The sequence below is a fragment of the Tumidithrix elongata BACA0141 genome, from assembly GCF_036349135.1.
GTDB classification, from domain to species: domain Bacteria; phylum Cyanobacteriota; class Cyanobacteriia; order Pseudanabaenales; family Pseudanabaenaceae; genus Tumidithrix; species Tumidithrix elongata.
Window position 1 is genome coordinate 19,256 of the sequence record NZ_JAZBJZ010000028.1, and the last position, 19,523, is coordinate 38,778.

General features: G+C 46.4%; 13 protein-coding genes and 1 pseudogene. 12 read left to right on the top strand and 2 right to left on the bottom strand.

What is annotated here, in order from left to right; all coding sequences use genetic code 11:
* Positions 1-28: 28 nt before the first annotated feature.
* A complete protein-coding gene (locus V2H45_RS09170) occupies positions 29-1,135 on the top strand; it encodes a histidine kinase (RefSeq protein WP_330483332.1) in 1,107 nt (368 codons plus the stop codon).
* Between the two features lie 51 nt (positions 1,136-1,186).
* Here the strand turns inward: V2H45_RS09170 and glyS are convergent, their stop codons facing one another.
* Positions 1,187-3,331 carry a glycine--tRNA ligase subunit beta gene (gene glyS, locus V2H45_RS09175; protein WP_330483333.1) on the bottom strand — a complete coding sequence of 715 codons (2,145 nt, stop codon included), beginning with the start codon at positions 3,329-3,331 and terminating at the stop codon, positions 1,187-1,189.
* 147 nt (positions 3,332-3,478) lie between these two features.
* On the opposite strand from glyS, the gene V2H45_RS25580 reads away from it, so the two are divergent.
* Genes V2H45_RS25580 through V2H45_RS09185 form a run of 3 tightly spaced genes read left to right on the top strand, consistent with a single transcriptional unit; the run spans position 3,479 to position 5,034 of the window.
* The gene (locus V2H45_RS25580) at positions 3,479-3,652 is read left to right on the top strand and encodes a DUF6888 family protein (RefSeq protein ID WP_408648759.1); all 174 of its coding nucleotides are present in this window, start codon (positions 3,479-3,481) and stop codon (positions 3,650-3,652) included.
* Positions 3,652-3,858, top strand: coding sequence for a DUF6887 family protein (locus V2H45_RS09180; protein ID WP_330483334.1), 207 nt, complete (start codon positions 3,652-3,654; stop codon positions 3,856-3,858). Before V2H45_RS25580 ends, V2H45_RS09180 begins: the two co-directional genes overlap by 1 nt.
* Positions 3,859-3,864: 6 nt before the next feature.
* Positions 3,865-5,034, top strand: a complete 1,170-nt coding sequence (locus tag V2H45_RS09185) for a cysteine desulfurase family protein (protein WP_330483335.1) — start codon at positions 3,865-3,867, stop codon at positions 5,032-5,034.
* 21 nt (positions 5,035-5,055) lie between these two features.
* On the opposite strand, the gene V2H45_RS09190 is transcribed toward V2H45_RS09185, so the two are convergent.
* Positions 5,056-5,511, bottom strand: coding sequence for an NUDIX hydrolase (locus V2H45_RS09190; protein WP_330483336.1), 456 nt, complete (start codon positions 5,509-5,511; stop codon positions 5,056-5,058).
* A 198-nt stretch (positions 5,512-5,709) separates the two neighbouring features.
* Here V2H45_RS09190 and V2H45_RS09195 point away from each other — a divergent pair, with 198 nt between their 5' ends.
* The 8 genes and pseudogenes from V2H45_RS09195 to ntrB all read left to right on the top strand — a co-directional run bounded on the left by V2H45_RS09195 (position 5,710) and on the right by ntrB (position 19,508).
* Complete coding sequence (locus V2H45_RS09195; protein ID WP_330483337.1) at positions 5,710-7,500, top strand: proline--tRNA ligase; 1,791 nt, start codon at positions 5,710-5,712, stop codon at positions 7,498-7,500.
* Between the two features lie 203 nt (positions 7,501-7,703).
* Positions 7,704-8,873 carry a glycosyltransferase family 4 protein gene (locus tag V2H45_RS09200; RefSeq protein WP_330483338.1) on the top strand — a complete coding sequence of 390 codons (1,170 nt, stop codon included), beginning with the start codon at positions 7,704-7,706 and terminating at the stop codon, positions 8,871-8,873.
* Between the two features lie 126 nt (positions 8,874-8,999).
* Positions 9,000-10,301 (top strand): ABC transporter substrate-binding protein, encoded by a 1,302-nt coding sequence (locus tag V2H45_RS09205; protein ID WP_330483339.1) that lies wholly within the window; start codon positions 9,000-9,002, stop codon positions 10,299-10,301.
* Positions 10,302-10,713: 412 nt separating this feature from the next.
* The gene (psaA, locus tag V2H45_RS09210; protein ID WP_330483340.1) at positions 10,714-12,966 is read left to right on the top strand and encodes a photosystem I core protein PsaA; all 2,253 of its coding nucleotides are present in this window, start codon (positions 10,714-10,716) and stop codon (positions 12,964-12,966) included.
* Positions 12,967-12,990: 24 nt separating this feature from the next.
* Positions 12,991-15,219 carry a photosystem I core protein PsaB gene (gene psaB / locus V2H45_RS09215; RefSeq protein ID WP_330483341.1) on the top strand — a complete coding sequence of 743 codons (2,229 nt, stop codon included), beginning with the start codon at positions 12,991-12,993 and terminating at the stop codon, positions 15,217-15,219.
* Between the two features lie 286 nt (positions 15,220-15,505).
* Positions 15,506-17,062, top strand: a pseudogene (locus V2H45_RS09220) (ferredoxin--nitrite reductase); the annotation flags it as partial.
* A 53-nt stretch (positions 17,063-17,115) separates the two neighbouring features.
* Positions 17,116-18,459 carry a CmpA/NrtA family ABC transporter substrate-binding protein gene (locus V2H45_RS09225; protein ID WP_330483342.1) on the top strand — a complete coding sequence of 448 codons (1,344 nt, stop codon included), beginning with the start codon at positions 17,116-17,118 and terminating at the stop codon, positions 18,457-18,459.
* A 203-nt stretch (positions 18,460-18,662) separates the two neighbouring features.
* Positions 18,663-19,508, top strand: a complete 846-nt coding sequence (gene ntrB / locus V2H45_RS09230) for a nitrate ABC transporter permease (protein WP_330483343.1) — start codon at positions 18,663-18,665, stop codon at positions 19,506-19,508.
* Positions 19,509-19,523: the final 15 nt, after the last annotated feature.

The window sequence follows — 19,523 nt, forward strand, 5'->3', positions numbered from 1 at the left end:
AGCTTAAGTTCTTTAGGTCGGGAATTCAGTGCGTGCAACTCCATCTAAGTCAACTCTTCAGCTACTGCTCTTTATTGATGAGCGCCCCAGTGCTAATGAGTTAGTCAGGGAGATGGAGCAATTTTTGCAAAGAGATGAAAGCTGCATCTCCGATCTGCAAGTTATTAATGTAACAGGACAGCCTCAACTTGCTGAACTGTTTAAAGTAGTCATGACACCTGCTCTTGTCAAGATTACGCCACCACCACGTCAAACCATTGCTGGCAAAAATCTAATTAGCCAGTTAGAAACCTGTTGGCTCACTTGGCAAACACAAGCGCAAAGCCTCGATCTGTCAAATCAAACCAAGGATCTAAGTAATAGTCTTGCTTACTCAACTGAGGTGATTCGGTTAGCCGATGAAGTATTTTTGCTAGCCCAAGACAAGTCCGATCTAGAGGAACAACTCCGCTTTAAAGATCGGGTGATTGCCATGCTGGCACACGATCTGCGCAATCCTCTCACTGCCGTATCGCTTGCCTTAGAAACGATCGAAATCAGTGGGGACAAGCTCGATCCCAAGATGACTAAGCATCTATTTAAACATGCACGCAGTCAGATCAAGGTCGCCGATGCCATGATCACCGATATTTTAGAGGCAGGACGCAGCTCAAGTTCTGAGTTTCAGATTCAAAGACAAAAACTCCGTCTCGACCAGCTATGCACCAGCGTATCGAATGATTTTTACTTGATCAATAGCCTTGAGGCAAAGCAGCAAACCTTTATTACAGATATTCCCAACGATCTACCGCTTGTTTACGCCGATGAGGAGAGAATTCGCCAAGTTTTAATGAACTTACTGGGGAATGCAATCAAATACACGCCCTCTGGTGGGAAAATCGAGTTAAACGTGCTGCACCGCACTGCTCAAAAAATCGAAGTTTCAGTTGTAGACAATGGTCCTGGCATTCCGACCGAGAAACGCGATCGCGTGTTTGACGATCGCTATCGGTTAGAGCGTGACGATCAAGCCGATGGATATGGCATTGGTCTGTCGCTATGTCGCCGCATTATTCGCGCCCATTACGGTCAGATTTGGGTAGATGATGCAGGCATTCAAGGCAGCAGTTTTCACTTCACCTTGCCTGTGTATTAACGGTAGTTTGACTTTGGTGCCTGCGCGGAGTCGAGCCACCAAAGCCAAAGCCTAACCTTTATCTGAACGAATGGCAGCAAAATCTGCCAAGATGCGGCTGTAGTTGCGAATTACGCCAAGTAGATTCAAGCGATCGCTTTGCACCTGCGGATCTTCAACCATGACCATGACATCATCAAAAAACTTCGCCAAAATCGGGGAGATCGCTTTAATCGATGCGATCAACTGCTCGTAGCTGGGATTGCTGGGTAGGGCTGCGATCGCTTCATACAAAGCTTTTTCTGAGGGTTCAGTCAGGCGTTTGGGATCGACGACAGCGCGAATGTCCACGACATCGGATGCTAATTTCCCTTGTGTTGCTAGACGGGTAGCGCGATTGACGACCTCGTAGATTTCTCCCAGTACGGTATCTTGTCTGGTTTTCTGAAGAAATAAGGCGCGATCGCGGAGTTTGGCAAGATTATCTAAGGCAGCGATCGCATAGTCAGGATCATCTACACCAAATACGGCATCGACCAGATCGTAATCAATGCCATCTAAAGTGCGATCGAGCAACAGGGTCTCGCAGCGCTGTTTAAACCACTTATAGAGATTGTCCAAAACGGTCTCGGGGGGATGCGATAGTAGTTTATGCTCGCTATATATATAGATAACTGCCTTTAACAATTGTGGCAAATTTAAAGCGTAACCGTTATCCCAAGCAATTTGGACGATCGCAGCGGCAGAGCGACGCAATGCAAAGGGATCGGACGATCCTGTGGGAATGACGCCTAAACCAAAAATGCCAACTAGGGTATCGAGGCGATCGGCGATCGCGATGATTTTGCCCGTAAGAGACTGCGGTAAGCGATCGCCTGCCCCACGCGGTTGATAGTGTTCTAAAATCCCTTGCGCCACGGTTGCAGGTTCCCCACTGGACTGGGCATAATACTGCCCCATAATTCCCTGCAACTCTGGGAATTCCTTCACCATTTGCGTGACCAAATCGGCTTTGCAAAGTTGCGCTGTGCGATCGATCTCTGCCCGTTCTGTTTCGCTAGTTTCTAGGTTGGGGATGGCATGGATGACTGCTGAGGCAATTTCTCGAATTCTTGCGACTTTATTTGCCACCGAACCCAACTGCTCTTGAAAAGTGACTTTCTCTAAAAGCGGCAAAAAGGTCTCTAGTGCCACAGCGCGATCGGCATCGTAAAAGAACTTGCCATCTGCCAGTCTTGCCCGAATGACGCGACCGTTACCCGCCGCAATTAGCCTTGATTTTTCAGGATCGCCGTTAGAAATTGTGATGAAATAGGGCAGCAGGCGATCGGGTTCGCTATTTGAGTAGAGCGGAAAATAACGTTGATGGCTCACCATCTCTGTTTTGATCACTGGGGTGGGAAGTTGCAAAAACTCGCGATCGAATTCCCCTACAACGGCGGTAGGATACTCAACTAAATAGGTAACTTCTTCGAGTAGGGCATCTGAAATTTCGGCCTTTGCCCCAATCAGTTCTCCTAAGCCAGCAATTTGATCGAGGATTCGGCGTTGCCGTTCTTGCCCATCTACCGTGATAAAGGCTTCTCTTAGCGTGGCAACGTAATCACCAGCCGTATCGATCACGACGGCGCGAGGATGTAACACCCGATGTCCTCGACTGAGCCGATCTGCTTCAATGTTTTCGAGTTTGAGCGGTAAAACTTCTTGATCTAGGAGTGCTACCAACCAGCGAATGGGGCGGGGAAACTTCAATTCTCCAGTTCCCCATCGCATCAGGCGTTTGCCTTCCAGACCTGTAATCCATTCACTGGCGAGTTCGGTCAAAATTTCGGCACTGGGGCGACCAAAAATCTTTTGGGTGGCAAATACAAATGTGCCTTTGTCGGTTTCTTTTACGGTTAGATCGGTGACATCAACCCCTTTGGAACGGGCAAATCCGATCGCAGCTTTTGTAGGTTCGCCTTTGGGATCGCCCTTGGCAAAAGCGGCAGCGATCGCGGGCCCTTTAACTTCTAAAACTTGGTCGGGCTGATGCAGGGGTAACCCTGCGATCGTGACTGCAAGGCGGCGCGGCGTGCCATAGACTTGAATTTTACTCGTTGTCAGTTGGCGATCGCTTAGGCTTTTAGGAATTCGCTCTTGCCATTGTGTTAATGCATCAACCACAAAACTGGCAGGCAGTTCCTCTGTGCCAACTTCTAACAAAAAAATTGCCATAACTCGAAATAATTGAACTAACTGATTGTATCGCTCTCAGTTTAACGCTTAGAGGTGTATGTCGGGAGGCTGGCAAGATCGTTCGATAACATCTACATCTGCTAATCTGATCTGATTGAGTGTCATTTACTTGCAAGAGTGTCGATTTTGCCGACTGCCGATCAAGGTATTACCTGTATAACACTATGCCAATCCCTAACGAATACTTTTATGCCTATCTTCATGGTTCGGCTTGATGAGCGAACAGGCAATGTTTTCATTCTGGCTGGCGATAACATAGAGATAGAGATCTACCCCAATGGTCGTTGGAGGTTTTTGTGATGAAGCCTGATTTTAATAACATGACTAAAGCTGAATTGCGAGCCTATGTCATTGCTCATCCTGGCGATAAAGTTGCATTCCGTATCTTTGTCGATCGCTTTACAGCCAATGCATCTCCAGAAACTTTTGGTGTACCCCAATCAAAATCTGAGATTGTAGAGGTTGAAAATTTAATTCAACAAAGAGTTCAGCAATTAAAATTTTAAGCACAAATGCAGCGCCCAATCTATCTTGATTGCCACGCGACAACACCAGTGGATGAGAGGGTGTTAGAGGTGATGCTGCCTTACTTTCGGGAGTCATTTGGGAATCCTGCTAGTAGCGGACACTTTTATGGCTGGGAAGCCGAGGCAGCCGTCAAGCAGTCTAGAGCAGTTTTAGCGGAGGCAATTCATGCTGCCCCTGAAGAAATTATCTTTACGAGTGGTGCGACAGAGGCAAACAATCTCGCTATTAAGGGAGTTGCTGAAGCTTATTTTCAAAAAGGGCGGCATTTGATTACGGTGCGAACGGAGCATAATGCCATCCTCGATCCTTGTGCATATCTGGAATCTCTTGGGTTTGAGGTGACTTATCTCCCCGTGCAACCTGATGGATTGCTCGATCTGGGGCTTTTAGAGCAGGCAATCCGCCCTGATACGGTATTGGTGTCGGTGATGGCAGCCAATAATGAAATTGGTGTACTTCAGCCCCTAGCAGAGATTGGCAAGATTTGCCGATCGCATCAAGTTCTATTTCATACTGATGCTGCCCAAGCGATCGCGAAAATTCCGCTAGATGTGGAAGCAATGCAGATTGACTTGATGTCGATCACTGCACATAAGGTGTATGGGCCCAAGGGGATTGGGGCTTTATACGTGCGACGACGTAACCCGAGGGTGCAACTTGCACCGCAATTACATGGAGGGGGGCACGAGCGCGGTATGCGTTCTGGAACGCTGTATACGCCGCAGATTGTTGGTTTTGCCCAAGCCGTCGCGATCGCGTTAGAATCGCAAGTCGCAGGAGAAATGCAACTCACCCAATTACGCCAACGTTTGTGGCAACAGCTTTCTCAACTAGAGCGGATTTATCTAAACGGTCACCCCACCCTACGATTGGCGGGAAATCTCAATGTTAGTTTTGAGGGCGTAGATGGTCAAGCCTTACTTTTGGGTTTGCAGCCTGTCATGGCAGTTTCGTCTGGCTCTGCTTGTACTTCGTTTAAGAATTCGCCATCCCATGTTTTGATGGCATTAGGACATTCTGAAGCGCTTGCCTATGCGTCGATTCGGTTTGGCATCGGTCGCTTTAACACCGAGGCAGAGATCGATCGCGCTGCGGACTGTGTAATTCAGACCGTAAAATCCTTGCGAATGGCTAAGGGTGCGATCGCGTACTAAATCAAAACTAAATCTAATCGTCTAAGCGAGTACGGTTAAATTTTGAAGATAGTCTTTAAGCTGCTGTTCGTGATCGTGGGCTAGATTACCAAACGGTATTGCTGAAAGCTCAAAAGCCTTAATATCACTAAGCTCGTACCGATCGTTGATGTGGAGATCGCCACGCACCTCGGCTTCTAAAGCAATACATATTGAGTGAATTCTGGGATCTCGTTCTGGGGAAGAATAAACCCCTACCAATCGTAATACTTTGATTAGCTCTAACCCAGTTTCTTCGGCAAGCTCTCGTTTCGCAGTTGTGTGAACATCCTCGCCCCACTGCACCATGCCACCAGGTAATCCCCACTTTCCACAGTCGCGCCTGCGCACAAGCACAATGCGTCCGTCAGCCAGCACAGGAATTACACTTGTGCCAAGAACTGGGTGACGGAACAGAATTCCCAAAACTGCCTGGGCGAAATACCATAGTCTTCCCATAGAAGAAACCGTTCCCCGTTATCACTATTGATGGAGGTAGTTTACCGAATCTTTGCTTAGAACGTGCGATCGCTTCCTGACTTGCAACGAAATTTTAAGAAATGCCGATCGCTTCCTAATCAATGGGAATGATTGCACATTCAGTTAAAATCAACACAAAGATTAATTTAAAGGCACTCACCAAAGGCAGCTCAATCAATGCGTCTATCTCAAATGCTATGGGTAACTCTGCGCGAAGATCCTTCTGAGGCAGAAATACCCAGTCACAAACTATTACTCAGGGCAGGCTATATTCGCCGCATTGCGGGTGGGGTATATGCTTACCTTCCCTTGATGTGGCGCGTTTTGCAAAAGATATCGCAAATTGTGCGAACTGAGATGAATGCAACTGGGGCACAAGAGTGTCTATTGCCTCAATTGCAGCCAGCCGAACTTTGGCAAGAGTCTGGTCGTTGGGATACCTACACCAAAGCTGAAGGGATCATGTTTTCCCTTAACGATCGCAGCGATCGGCAATTAGGGCTAGGTCCGACTCACGAGGAAGTGATTACAGCGATCGCGCGGGAGATGATTCGTTCTTACCGTCAGCTTCCTTTGCATCTTTACCAAATGCAAACCAAGTTTCGCGATGAAATTCGTCCCAGATTCGGTCTGATGCGGGGGCGCGAATTCATTATGAAAGATGGCTATTCCTTTCACACAAACACTGATAGCCTCAAAGAAACCTATAACGACATGCACACTGCCTACAGCAATATCTTTCGGCGCTGTGGCTTAAAATTTCGAGCAGTAGAAGCAGATTCTGGGGCGATCGGGGGGTCTGGCTCTCAAGAGTTTATGGTGCTTGCCGAGGCAGGCGAAGATGAGGTGCTGTTTACGCCCGATGGTAACTATGCGGCAAATGTGGAGAAAGCGATCTCCTTACCCTTTCCAGCAAAGCCCAGTGCATTCACTACGCTAGAGAAACATCACACCCCCAACACCACAACGATCGAGACGATGTGCAAATCTCTGAAATGCACTCCCAGTCAAGCGGTGAAACAGGTGTTGTTTCAGGCTACCTATGACAATGGCATGACTGTGTTGGTTCTGGTTAGTATTCGAGCTGACCAAGAAGTGAATGAAGTTAAGCTGCAAAACGAGCTTGTGAAATTGGCAGGGAATTATGGTGGTAAAGCCTTACTAGCCTTACAGATTCCCGATGCTGAAATGATGCAAAAATGGGCGGCAAAACCTCTGCCTGTGGGATATATTTCTCCCGATTTAGCGGATGACTATATCTCTAATCAAAAAAATTTAGCACCAAAGTTTCTGCGTTTAGCCGATCGCACTGTAGAGGAATTGCAGAATTTTGCAACTGGGGCAAATGAAACCGACTATCACGTGGTCGGGGCAAACTGGGGCAAAGAATTCACGCTACCCGCTGTTGTGGATATTCGCAAAGCTAGACCGGGCGATCGCGCCGTTCACGATCATACCCAGATCCTTCAAACGGCTAGAGGGATTGAAGTCGGTCACATTTTTCAGTTGGGCACAAAATATTCTCAGGCAATGAATGCCACCTTTACCAACGAGCAAGGCGAGGAAGTGCCACTGGTGATGGGTTGCTATGGTTTAGGGGTGTCCCGTCTAGCCCAATCGGCGGTCGAACAGTCCCACGATAAGGACGGCATCATCTGGCCCACGGCGATCGCGCCCTATCATGCCATCATCGTTGTTCCCAATGTCAGCAGCCCCGAGCAGATGGCGATCGCAGAGCAACTTTATACCGATTTAAACCAAGCAGGCATTGAAACCTTATTTGACGATCGCGACGAACGGGCAGGCGTAAAGTTCAAAGATGCCGATCTTGTTGGCATTCCTTATCGCATCGTTACGGGACGCAGTATCTCAGAGGGCAAGGTCGAAATCGTCGAACGCGCCACAAAAGCCACGGTCAATATTTCGATCGAGTCTGTGGTGGAGCACCTTAAGCAAGCTGTAAGTTGAGAAGGATTGCGAAGAATCCATGTAGGTCAGGCATCTTGCCTGACTGTAAAACAACTTATCCCTAAAATTTACAAGTTATTCCCGATCGCGAGCGTAGCTGAATGCTACTCGCCTCTTGATAACTGGTATATTTGCTTATAGAAATCCTAAATAAATAATTATTAAACTCATTTCTAAACCCTTTACGAAACTCGGTGTAATTCATGCACATAGCATGGCTAGGTAAAAAAACGCCAGTGTGTGGCAATGTCACATACGGTCGTGAAATCACAAATGCTTTGCTCGACAGAGGTCATCGCGTTAGCTTTTTGCATTTTGCCGCAGAGCCAGAGGTAGATGAAGCGCAAGATCCGCCTCTCTTTTCATCGCTTCAAGAGCCTCAGGAAGTCTCTCTGCCATTTCTTTACAAGTCCACAATTTATACTGTGCCCTCCTTTAGTGCCAGTAAGATTTTGGTCGATGCTCTGCGCAGCCTCAAGCCCGATCTCGTTCACGCTTCCCTCGCCTTATCGCCGCTTGATTTTCGCTTGCCAGAAATTTGTGCCGATCTAAATTTGCCTTTAGTGGCGACCTTTCACCTGCCGTTTGATGTCAATCGGCGTAACTTCACCTCTAGCACACAACAACTCACCTATCAGATCTATGCCCCCTCTTTAGCTGACTACGATCAGGTGATCATTTTTTCTCAAGTGCAGCGAGATTTGCTTAATAGGTTAGGTGTGCCCAGTGGTCGTATCGCCGTGATCCCTAACGGTGTGGATACCGAGAAATTTTCCCCTGGTTACTCCAATATTAAGGAAGAACTCAAAGCCGAGCGCTTGTTTGTCTATCAAGGCAGACTCGCACCCGAAAAAAACGTGGAGGCTCTCTTAAAGGCTTGGCGTAAGTTGAAAATGCCTCAAGGTTGTAAGTTGGCGATCGTCGGTAGTGGCCCTTTAGCCAATAGCTTTAAAGCAACCTATGGCAACGATCCGAGTATTATCTGGATGGGCTTTATTGCGTCCGAAGCGCGTCGTATTGAAATTTTGCGGGGCACGGATGTATTTATTTTGCCTTCCTTTGTGGAGGGGCTATCTTTGTCACTTCTAGAGGCAATGTCCTGTGGAGTTGCTTGCCTAGCCACGAATGTGGGTGCTGATGGCGAGGTTATTGCCGATGGCGCTGGTATGGTGCTGGACTCTCAAAAAGTTTATTCCCAGCTCTGTATGTTGCTGCCCTTGTTTGTCACGCACCCCGAACTGATCGGTATCTTGGGGCATAAAGCCAGACAAAGAGTTCTGACAAAATACACGCTCAACAGCAATATCAGCCAACTAGAAAAACTATATGCTCAAGTTTTAAGCCACCAACGGGTGAGAGTCAGCTTGTTCTAGGTTTAGGGTGAGCTAAAATTCTTCAGTATCGTTTTCCCTTGAAAGTTGCAATCACCTGCGCCTGCTGGTGAATCAATGCCTGTATCTTTACAAACTATCTATAAACAAATTGGTAAAGCTTAGATAATGCAGTTTCCTAGAAGAAAATTTGTCCAACTATCCACACTCTTTCTGCTAGGGGCTTGTGGTGCTCAAACGGCAACCAACACGGGTTCATCAACGGGGCAACCGACTGTAAGCGGTAAGAGCAAAATCGTCTTTTGGACAATGCAACTAAAGCCGCAATTTGATGCCTATATGGCGGGCTTAATTTCAGCATTTGTCAAACAAAACCCCAATGCTGAAGTCGAATGGGTAGATGTGCCTTGGGGCGAGATGGAAAATAAGATCCTGAGTTCCTTTGCTGCCCGTACAACGCCAGATGTGGTTAACCTCAATCCGCAATTTGCCACGAAGTTAGCTGAGAAAAAAGCCCTTGTAGACATGGCGATCGCTGCTTCAGCCGAAGAACAGGCTAGTTACTTTCCGAATATCTGGAAGGCGAACCAACTGGAAGGGGTGACCTTTGGACTGCCTTGGTACGTGGCTACGGACATTACAATTTACAACCGCGACTTGTTCCAGAAGTCAGGTTTAGACCCTAACAAGCCACCCAAGACCTTTGCCGAACTCGCACTAGCCTCCGAGCAAATTAAGGCAAAGACAGGTAAGTATGCGTTTTTACTGACGATGGATGGCGGTCAGGTGTTGGAATCAATGGTACAGATGGGGATGAACCTATTTAGTAACGGCTCAAAAGCAGGCTTTAATGACGCTGCGGGTAAGGCAGCATTTGAATATTGGGTCAATTTATTTGATAAGCAACTCATACCCCGTGAAATCTTGACCGAAGGGCATCGCAAAGCTGTCGAACTATATCAGGCAGGGGAAATAGCTATACTCCTTACGGGGCCCCAGTTTTTGCAGATGGTTTCTCAAAACGCGCCTGACATTTACAAAGTTACGGATGTCTCGACCCAAATTACAGGGGTTACAGGCAAAAAGAGTGCTGCAGTGATGAACGTGGTTGTACCCAATAGTTCATCTAACCCAGTGAATAAAGACTTGGCAATTAAATTTGCCCTCTTTCTGACGAACAGTCAAAACCAACTTGAGTTTTCTAAGGTGGATAACTCCCTGCCTTCGACCATTAAGACGGCCGCCGATCCCTATTTTGCTAAGTTAGGCGATAAAGCGAACGTATTAGACCGAGCCAGGGTAATTAGTGCGTCTCAACTGCCCCAGTCTGAGGTATTGATCCCGCCTGTTAAGGATTTAGAAAAATTACGCAAGATTATTTACGAAGAGCTACAACTTGCCATGCTTAAAGAAAAGCCAACCGACCAAGCGATCGCTTCTGCGGCCGAACGTTGGAATAGTCTGAGTTAATTTAGGTGTAAATTTTTTGATGCCTTATGCTCAAGATACAAGGGGGCGATCCCTAAATTTCAGAACTCTTGTAAAAAGTGGCAGTGTCCCAAAGTTTTCTCCTCTTGACAGCGATTGGAGAGGGCTCGAAGCTCTGTGCAAAGATTTGTAAATAGGAATGATTAAGATTTATTTCGAGTTGTTTCTTAACGATCCTTGACGATCTCCCTCAATTGTTCATGCAAGCTAGGTTCAGGGATTCTAAAAATTTGTTAAGCCGCTTCGAGCTTGGTACAAACGTGAACCTATAATTACGACTAGCGCAGACGACCTCCCCTATAGCCGTTCTTATCACATTTATTGATTCAGCCCTAGGGGAGTAAGAAAGCAAAACCGTTTGAATCCTTGTCTTTAAGATTGAGAGGAACACTCAATGACGATTACTCCTCAAAAGCCAGAGGCAAAGGTGAAGGTATCTGTCGATCGTGATGTGGTAGCTACTTCTTTTGAGAAGTGGGGCAAGCCAGGTCACTTTGACCGTACCTTAGCGAAGGGCCCCAAGACTACAACTTGGATCTGGAACCTTCACGCCAATGTCCATGATTTTGATAGCTTTACTACTGAAGAAGACACAGCCCGTAAGATCTTCTCTGCTCACTTTGGGCATTTGGGCGTTATTTTTATCTGGCTCAGTGGTATGTACTACCACGGCGCAAAATTCTCTAACTATGAAGCTTGGCTATCAAATCCAGTAGGGATTAAGCCCAGCGCCCAAGTCGTTTGGAACGTAGTTGGACAAGATATTTTAAATGGCGATGTCGGTGGCGGTTTCCAGGGGATTCAAATTACCTCTGGTCTTTTCCATCTTTGGAGAGCATCGGGAATTGTCAACGAATATCAACTACTTTGCACCGCGATTGGCGGTCTAGTAATGGCTGGTTTGATGTTCTTTGCAGGCTGGTTCCACTATCACAAAGCTGCTCCTAAGTTGGAGTGGTTCCAAAATGTGGAATCTGTAATGAACCATCACCTAGCTGGACTGTTAGGTTTGGGTTCATTGGCATGGGCAGGTCACCAAATCCACGTTTCTATCCCAATTAACTACTATTTGGATAAGGGCGTTCCTGCTAGTCAAATCCCATTGCCTCATGAGTTTATTCTCAACTCTAGCTTGATGTCAGAAATCTTCCCTAGCTTTGCTCAGGGTGTTACTCCTTTCTTCACACTGAACTGGGGAGCCTATTCTGATTTCTTGACCTTTAAGGGTGGACTAAATCCTCAAACAGGTGCTTTGTGGTTGACTGACCAAGCTCATCATCACCTTGCGATCGCCGTATTGTTTATTGTTGCTGGTCACATGTACCGCACCAATTGGGGTATCGGTCACAGCATGAAGGAAATCCTTGAAGCTCATAAGGGTCCTTTGACTGGCGAAGGTCACAAGGGCTTGTATGAAATCTTCACAACCTCTTGGCACGCTCAACTGTCTTGGAACTTAGCTTTGTTGGGTTCTTTGAGCATCATCGTCGCACAACATATGTATGCGATGCCTGCTTACCCCTACATTGCGGTTGACTACGCAACTCAAGTTTCGCTGTTCACCCACCACATGTGGATTGGCGGCTTCATGATTTGCGGTGGCGCTGCTCACGCTGGCATCTTTATGGTGCGCGATTACGATCCTGCTAAGAATGTTAATAACTTGCTCGATCGCGTTTTGAAGCACAGAGATGCAATTATCTCTCACCTCAACTGGGTATGTATTTTCCTTGGCTTCCATAGCTTTGGTCTCTATATTCATAATGACACCATGAGAGCTTGGGGTCGTCCTCAAGATATGTTCTCAGACTCAGCAATTCAACTAAAACCAATCTTTGCTCAGTGGGTTCAAGGAATTCACGCAGCAGCGGCTGGTGCTACAGCTCCTCATGCTTCTGCTTCCGTTAGCCCCATCTTTGGTGGTGACGTTTTAGCCATTGGCGGTAAGGTTGCTGCTGCGCCTATGGTGTTGGGTACGGCTGACTTCTTGGTGCATCATATCCATGCTTTCACCATTCACGTTACAGTGCTCATCTTGCTGAAAGGTGTGCTATTTGCTCGTAACTCTCGCTTAGTTCCAGATAAGTCTGAACTAGGTTTCCGCTTCCCTTGCGATGGTCCTGGTCGTGGCGGCACTTGCCAAGTTTCGGCTTGGGATCACGTTTTCCTCGGCTTGTTCTGGATGTACAACTGTATCTCTGTTGTGATTTTCCACTTTAGCTGGAGAATGCAGTCAGATATCTTCGGTACTGTGGGTGCTGATGGCTCAATCACCAACATGGCAGGCAATAACTTTGCACAAAGTGCCTTAACCATTAACGGTTGGTTGCGCGATTTTCTGTGGGCACAGGCTTCACAGGTCATCCAATCCTACGGTTCGGCGTTGTCTGCCTATGGCTTGATTTTCTTGGGCGCTCACTTTATCTGGGCATTTAGCCTCATGTTCTTATTCAGTGGTCGCGGCTACTGGCAAGAACTGATTGAGTCGATCGTTTGGGCACACAACAAGCTTAATGTTGCTCCAGCCATTCAGCCCCGTGCTTTGAGTATTATTCAAGGTCGTGCTGTTGGTTTGGCTCATTACCTCTTAGGCGGAATTGCGACAACTTGGGCATTCTTCCTAGCCCGATACGGAGCACTAGGATAATAGCGAGGAGAAATAATAAAAACTATGGCAACTAAATTCCCTAAATTTAGCCAGGACCTCGCTAACGATCCGACTACACGCCGGATCTGGTATGCGATCGCTACAGCCAATGATTTTGAAAGTCACGATGGCATGACAGAAGAAAATCTTTACCAAAAGATTTTTGCTTCTCACTTTGGCCACTTGGCAATCATTTTCCTGTGGACGTCTGGCAACCTATTCCATGTCGCTTGGCAAGGTAACTTTGAACAGTGGATCAAAGATCCGCTAAACACTCGCCCAATTGCTCACGCAATCTGGGATCCTCAATTTGGTCAAGCTGCGGTTGAAGCTTATACACAAGCTGGCGCAACTAGCCCCGTTGACATTAGCTATTCAGGTGTCTACCACTGGTGGTACACCATCGGTATGCATACCAATTCTGAACTCTTTACAGGTTCACTTTGGTTGCTTATTTTGGCAGGTGTACTTTTGTTTGCTGGTTGGTTACATCTCCAACCAAGCTTCCGTCCTAGCTTGTCTTGGTTCAAGAATGCAGAATCTCGCATGAACCACCACTTGGCTGGCTTGTTTGGCGTAAGCTCTTTGGCTTGGACAGGTCACCTAGTCCACGTGGCAATTCCTGAAGCACGCGGTCAGCATGTTGGTTGGGATAACTTCTTAAGTGTTGCTCCCCACCCTGCTGGTCTGCAGCCTTTCTTTACAGGTAACTGGGGCGTTTACGCTCAAAACCCAGATACTGCGGGTCACATCTTTGGTACATCTCAAGGTGCTGGTACTGCAATTCTGACGTTCTTGGGTGGTTTTCATCCTCAAACCGAAGCGCTGTGGCTTACAGATATTGCCCATCACCACTTGGCGATCGCGGTTCTGTTCATCATTGCTGGTCACATGTACCGTACCAACTTTGGTATTGGTCATAGCATGAAGACCATTCTAGAAGCTCACAACCCTCCTGCTGGAACTCCTTTTGGTGGTCTGCTTGGCGCTGGTCACAAGGGTATCTATGATACCTACAACGAATCACTTCACTTCCAATTAGGTTGGCACCTTGCAACCTTGGGTGTTTTGACCTCGTTGGTCGCTCAGCACATGTACTCCATGCCATCCTATGCGTTTATCGCTAAGGACTACACCACAATGGCAGCGCTCTACACCCATCACCAGTATATTGCTGGATTCTTGATGGTTGGTGCTTTTGCTCATGGTGCGATCTTCTTGGTACGTGACTACGATCCCGAAGCGAATAAGAACAACGTTCTTGCCCGTGTTTTGGATCACAAGGAAGCGATCATCTCTCACTTGAGCTGGGTTTCCCTATTCTTAGGTTTCCACACGCTGGGCATTTACGTTCACAATGACGTCATGCAAGCCTTTGGTACTCCTGAGAAGCAAATCTTGATCGAGCCAGTGTTTGCTCAATGGATTCAAGCTGCTCACGGTAAGGCTTTGTACGGATTTGATGTATTGCTATCAAATTCCAACAGCTTAGCTGCAACGGCTTGGCCTAATCACGGTGACGTTTGGCTACCTGGTTGGTTGGCTGCGATCAACAGCGACAGCAACTCTCTCTTCTTGACTGTTGGTCCTGGCGACTTCTTGGTTCACCATGCGATCGCACTAGGTCTGCACACCACAACCTTAATCTTGGTTAAGGGTGCTCTAGATGCTCGTGGTTCTAAGCTAATGCCCGACAAGAAAGACTTTGGCTACAGCTTCCCTTGCGACGGTCCTGGTCGTGGCGGTACTTGCGATATCTCAGCTTGGGATTCCTTCTACCTTGCTATGTTCTGGATGCTGAACACGATCGGCTGGGTCACATTCTACTGGCACTGGAAACATCTGGGTGTTTGGCAAGGTAACGTTTCACAATTTAACGAAACCTCTGTCACGATTATGGGATGGCTCCGCGATTATCTGTGGCTCAACTCTGCCCAGTTGATCAACGGCTATAACCCCTATGGCATGAACAACATCTCTGTCTGGTCTTGGATCTTCCTGTTCGGACACCTAGTTTGGGCAACTGGATTCATGTTCTTGATCTCTTGGCGTGGTTACTGGCAAGAATTGATTGAAACCTTGGTTTGGGCGCACCAACGCACACCATTGGCTCAATTGGTTCAATGGAAAGATAAGCCAGTTGCACTGTCAATCGTTCAAGCTCGCTTGGTTGGTTTAACCCACTTCACGGTTGGTTATATCTTTACCTACGCGGCGTTTGTAATTGCCTCAACAACTACGGCATTTGGTTAACGAGATTAAAGAGAATGAATTTTGGTTCTACAGATCCTCTGTTTAATCTAACTCAGTTCTAAAATCTCAAATAAATTTGATGACAGTCCCCTTACTTTTAAAAGTAAGGGGACTTTTTCGTTATGCTGATTTTGTATGCAAAAAACGCATCGATCCAATGTGCTATTTGCATGTAAAGTAAATTTTTGTAAACTTGGATACCTATTGCAATCTTGTATCTCAGTAACGTAGATGCCATGGAGATTTTTCTTAATATTTTCTCTGTGCTGAACTCTCTGCCAAGGAAACTGAAATGGCAAACAAGATTGAAGACCTAAAAGCGAAGAAAGATGGTCTTGCTCTCAAAGCTGAGATCGATCGCTTTGCCGAAATTGGTTGGGAAGCGATCGATGATGATGATTTACAGCATCGGCTTAAATGGCTAGGAGTATTTTTTCGTAAGACTACACCTGGGAAGTTTATGATTCGGATGAGAATTCCTCACGGTATTCTCACGAGCGATCAAATGCGTGTTTTGGCTAAAGTTGTTGAAGAATGTGGAGATGACGGCGTGGCAGATATCACCACGCGCCAAAACATACAAATGCGAGGAATTCGGATTGAAAATCTGCCTAGTATCTTTGAGCGTTTCCAATCCGTTGGACTAACTAGCGTTCAATCTGGGATGGATAATGTCCGTAATATTACAGGTTCGCCAGTTGCTGGCATTGATGCCAATGAACTCTATGACACTCGCGAGCTTGCCAAGCAGGTACAAGACCTAATTACCAAAAATGGTGAGGGAAATCCCGACTTCACCAATTTGCCTCGGAAGTTTAACATTGCGATCGGTGGTTGTCGAGATAACTCGATTCATGCGGAAATTAATGATATTGCTTTTATTCCTGCATTTAAAGACGGAAATGAAGGTAGTACTTTCGGATTCAACGTTCTTGTAGGTGGATTCTTTTCTTCTAAACGCATTGCAGAGGCAGTACCTTTGAACGTTTGGGCTCCACCTGAGGATGTTGTTGCCCTTTGCGAAGCGATTCTGATCGTATATCGTGAGAATGGATTGAGAGAAAATCGCCAGAAATCTCGCCTTATGTACCTCATCGACCTTTGGGGTATTGATAAATTTCGCTCTGAGGTCGAGACCCAATTTGGGAAAGTTCTTATCCCTGCTGCACCTAAGGATGAGATCGCATGGGAGAAACGCGATCATATCGGTGTTTGCAAACAGAAACAAGCAGGTTTAAACTACGTAGGATTGCAAATTCCAGTCGGTCGAGCCTATGCATCTGACTTGTTTGAACTTGCTAGGTTAGCTGACACCTATGGAAGTAAAGAACTACGACTCACCGTTGAGCAAAACCTGATCCTTCCTAATATTCCCGACGATCGCATTGAAGCTTTACTTAAAGATCCATTGCTTGAGAAGTTTTCTGCCAGTCCCACAAACCTGAGGCGTTCGCTGGTTTCTTGTACGGGAAGTCAATTCTGTCCTGTTGCGATCATCGAAACCAAGAACCGCGCGCTCGAATTAATCGAGCAACTGGAAGCAGACTTGAAAGTTCCTCAACCTGTTCGCATCCATTGGAGTGGTTGTCCTAACTCCTGCGGACAGCCTCAGGTGGCGGATATTGGTTTTGCGGGCTGTAAAGCACGTAAAGATGGAAAAGTCGTTGATGGCGTCGATATTTACATGGGCGGTAAGGTTGGCAAAGATGCTCACCTTGGCACCTGTGTGATGGAAAAGGTTCCCTGCGAAGATCTAAGAGATGTAGTAGGGAAGTTACTGATCGAGCATTTTGGTGCAACGCCAAAATATTTGGTCGCAAGTCAGCCAGTAGCGGTAGTCTAATTCCCAATGCAGGAATATCGAATCAATAATTCATAATCAAAAAAAACAGAAACATGAGTAACATTTCACGTCGTAAATTTATGCTTACTGCCAGTGCGACAACACTGGGAACTTTTCTGGTTCATGGTTGCGGTTCAGAAGCACCGCCCAGCGCTACATCAACCACTGCTTCTACATCAACTTCCTCTTCGGCAACTCCTGCTGTGAATGTTAGTGCTGCTGATGCGCCAGAAGTAAAGACAGCTAAGCTTGGATTTATTGCCCTCAGTGATTTTGCGCCCTTAGCGATCGCCAAAGAGAAAGGAATGTTTGCCAAGTATGGCATGCCTGACGTGGAAGTGATCAAACAGAAGTCTTGGGGAGCCACCCGTGACAACTTAGAGCTAGGCGCGGAAAATGGGGGGATTGATGGTGCTCACATCCTAACACCCATGCCCTATTTGATTTCCTTAGGTAAAATCACCAAAGGGAACAAGCCCATTCCGATGAATATCCTGTTGCGGTTAAATGTGAACGGTCAAGGAATTTCTGTTGCCAATACCTATAAAGATTTAAAACTCCGCCTTGACACCTCTGTAATTAAAGAGAGAGTGATGAAAGCGAAAGCGGCAGGAACGCCGATGACCTTTGCTGAGACCTTTCCTGGAGGCACGCACTGGGGGTGGATTCGGTACTGGCTGGCTGCTGGTGGCATCGATCCTGACAATGATGTAAAAACAATCACAGTTCCACCTCCCCAAATGGTAGCCAACATGAAGTTAGGGAATATGGATGGTTTCTGTGTGGGCGAACCTTGGAACTTGCAATTGGTCAACCAAGATATTGGCTATACTGCCTTAACTACAGGCGAGATATGGAATCGTCACCCTGAAAAGTCATTTGCGATGCGAGCTGATTTTGTGGAGAAGAATCCCAAAGCTACGAAGGCACTTGTGAAAGCAATCATGGAAGCACAAATGTGGTGTGACAAACCTGAGAACAAACAGGAAATGTGCCAGATTATGTCCAAGCCAGACTGGATTAAAGTACCCGTGACAGACATCATCGATCGCTCTAAGGGCAGCTTTAAGTATGGCGACGATCGGCCTGTGGTTGATAGCAGTCCTCATGTGATGCAATACTGGACAGATGGTGCTTCTTTCCCCTATAAGAGCCATGACAAGTGGTTCCTAACCGAGAATATCCGTTGGGGTGTTCTATCGGGTGATACAGACTATAAGATTATCGACAAGGTAAATCGCTCTGATATTTGGAAGGAATGTGCCAAAGCGATCGGGCAAGAGGCAGCAATTCCCAAGTCTGACTCGCGCGGCGTTGAGAAGTTCTTTGATGGCATTGAGTTCGATCCTGAAAAACCAGAGGCATATCTCAAATCTCTCAAAATCAAAAAGGTTTAGAGCTTGATTGAGAATAGTTGAAGTCGCTCTGAATCCCTTATATGCAAGCGTTAACAGCTATCCTTAATCGCTTCAAAATCAATCACCTTTCTTTCCTATGTTAAAAGCATTCAGGAAGTAATTCCCGAATGCTTTAACCCTTCGACCCCTTAAAGATTCGAACACTTGCTCCCCAATCCTTATTTCACGAATATTCAAAACCTATGACCGCACAATCCTCGTCAGCTAAGTCAGCTTCTTCGGAATCTGCTTTTTCAAAATGGATGGGTCAACTGTTTAAAGACCCAAGCTATATAGTTCTTCCCATTATTGGTTTAGTTGCCTGCCTGATGATATGGCATATATTTAGCTTGACGCAGGGTAAAAATGGTCTGCCCAGTCCGTTTAAGGTAATCACCGATACCAAGCACCTAATTTTTAACCCTTGGTATATTAAGAGTGCTAACGATCAAGGTTTAGGTTGGCACATTTTCACCAGTTTGAAACGAGTTGGCATTGGTTATTCTTTAGCTGCAAGTATTGGCACGGCAATCGGGATTTTGATTGGCACAAATGTTCTGATCTTTCGGATGCTTGATCCGATTTTTCAGGTTTTACGCACAGTTGCACCTTTGGCTTGGTTGCCAATTTCACAACTAGTATTTGGTAAGGCAGAACCTTCAGCAATCTTCTTAATCTTTATTACTGCAATCTGGCCGATCATTATTAATACTGCAGTGGGAGTACAACAGGTTCCCCAAGATTATCGAAATGTAGCTAGAGTTTTACAATTAGGAAAAGCAGAATACTTTTTCACGATTTTACTCCCTTCCGCAGCACCATATATCTTCACAGGTTTAAGAATTGCCGTTGGTCTATCGTGGCTAGCAATTGTGGCTGCCGAAATGATCACGGGTGGCATTGGTATTGGTTCTTTCATTTGGGATAGCTATAATGCTGGCAACATTAGTGAAGTAATTCTCTGCATGGTGTATATCGGCATCGTGGGCTTGCTACTGGACAAGATTATCTTCTATATTGGCAAATTTGCAGTTCAATCAGAAAGCTGATTTTAGCCATAGTTG

Excerpts from the sequence above, each read along its gene's own strand:
- glyS (WP_330483333.1), bottom strand. The coding sequence starts at position 3,331 with ATGGCAATTTTTTTGTTAGAAGTTGGCACAGAGGAACTGCCTGCCAGT.
- V2H45_RS09180 (WP_330483334.1), top strand. The coding sequence starts at position 3,652 with ATGAAGCCTGATTTTAATAACATGACTAAAGCTGAATTGCGAGCCTAT.
- V2H45_RS09185 (WP_330483335.1), top strand. The coding sequence starts at position 3,865 with ATGCAGCGCCCAATCTATCTTGATTGCCACGCGACAACACCAGTGGAT.
- V2H45_RS09190 (WP_330483336.1), bottom strand. The coding sequence starts at position 5,511 with ATGGGAAGACTATGGTATTTCGCCCAGGCAGTTTTGGGAATTCTGTTC.
- V2H45_RS09195 (WP_330483337.1), top strand. The coding sequence starts at position 5,710 with ATGCGTCTATCTCAAATGCTATGGGTAACTCTGCGCGAAGATCCTTCT.
- V2H45_RS09200 (WP_330483338.1), top strand. The coding sequence starts at position 7,704 with ATGCACATAGCATGGCTAGGTAAAAAAACGCCAGTGTGTGGCAATGTC.
- V2H45_RS09205 (WP_330483339.1), top strand. The coding sequence starts at position 9,000 with ATGCAGTTTCCTAGAAGAAAATTTGTCCAACTATCCACACTCTTTCTG.
- psaA (WP_330483340.1), top strand. The coding sequence starts at position 10,714 with ATGACGATTACTCCTCAAAAGCCAGAGGCAAAGGTGAAGGTATCTGTC.
- psaB (WP_330483341.1), top strand. The coding sequence starts at position 12,991 with ATGGCAACTAAATTCCCTAAATTTAGCCAGGACCTCGCTAACGATCCG.
- V2H45_RS09225 (WP_330483342.1), top strand. The coding sequence starts at position 17,116 with ATGAGTAACATTTCACGTCGTAAATTTATGCTTACTGCCAGTGCGACA.
- ntrB (WP_330483343.1), top strand. The coding sequence starts at position 18,663 with ATGACCGCACAATCCTCGTCAGCTAAGTCAGCTTCTTCGGAATCTGCT.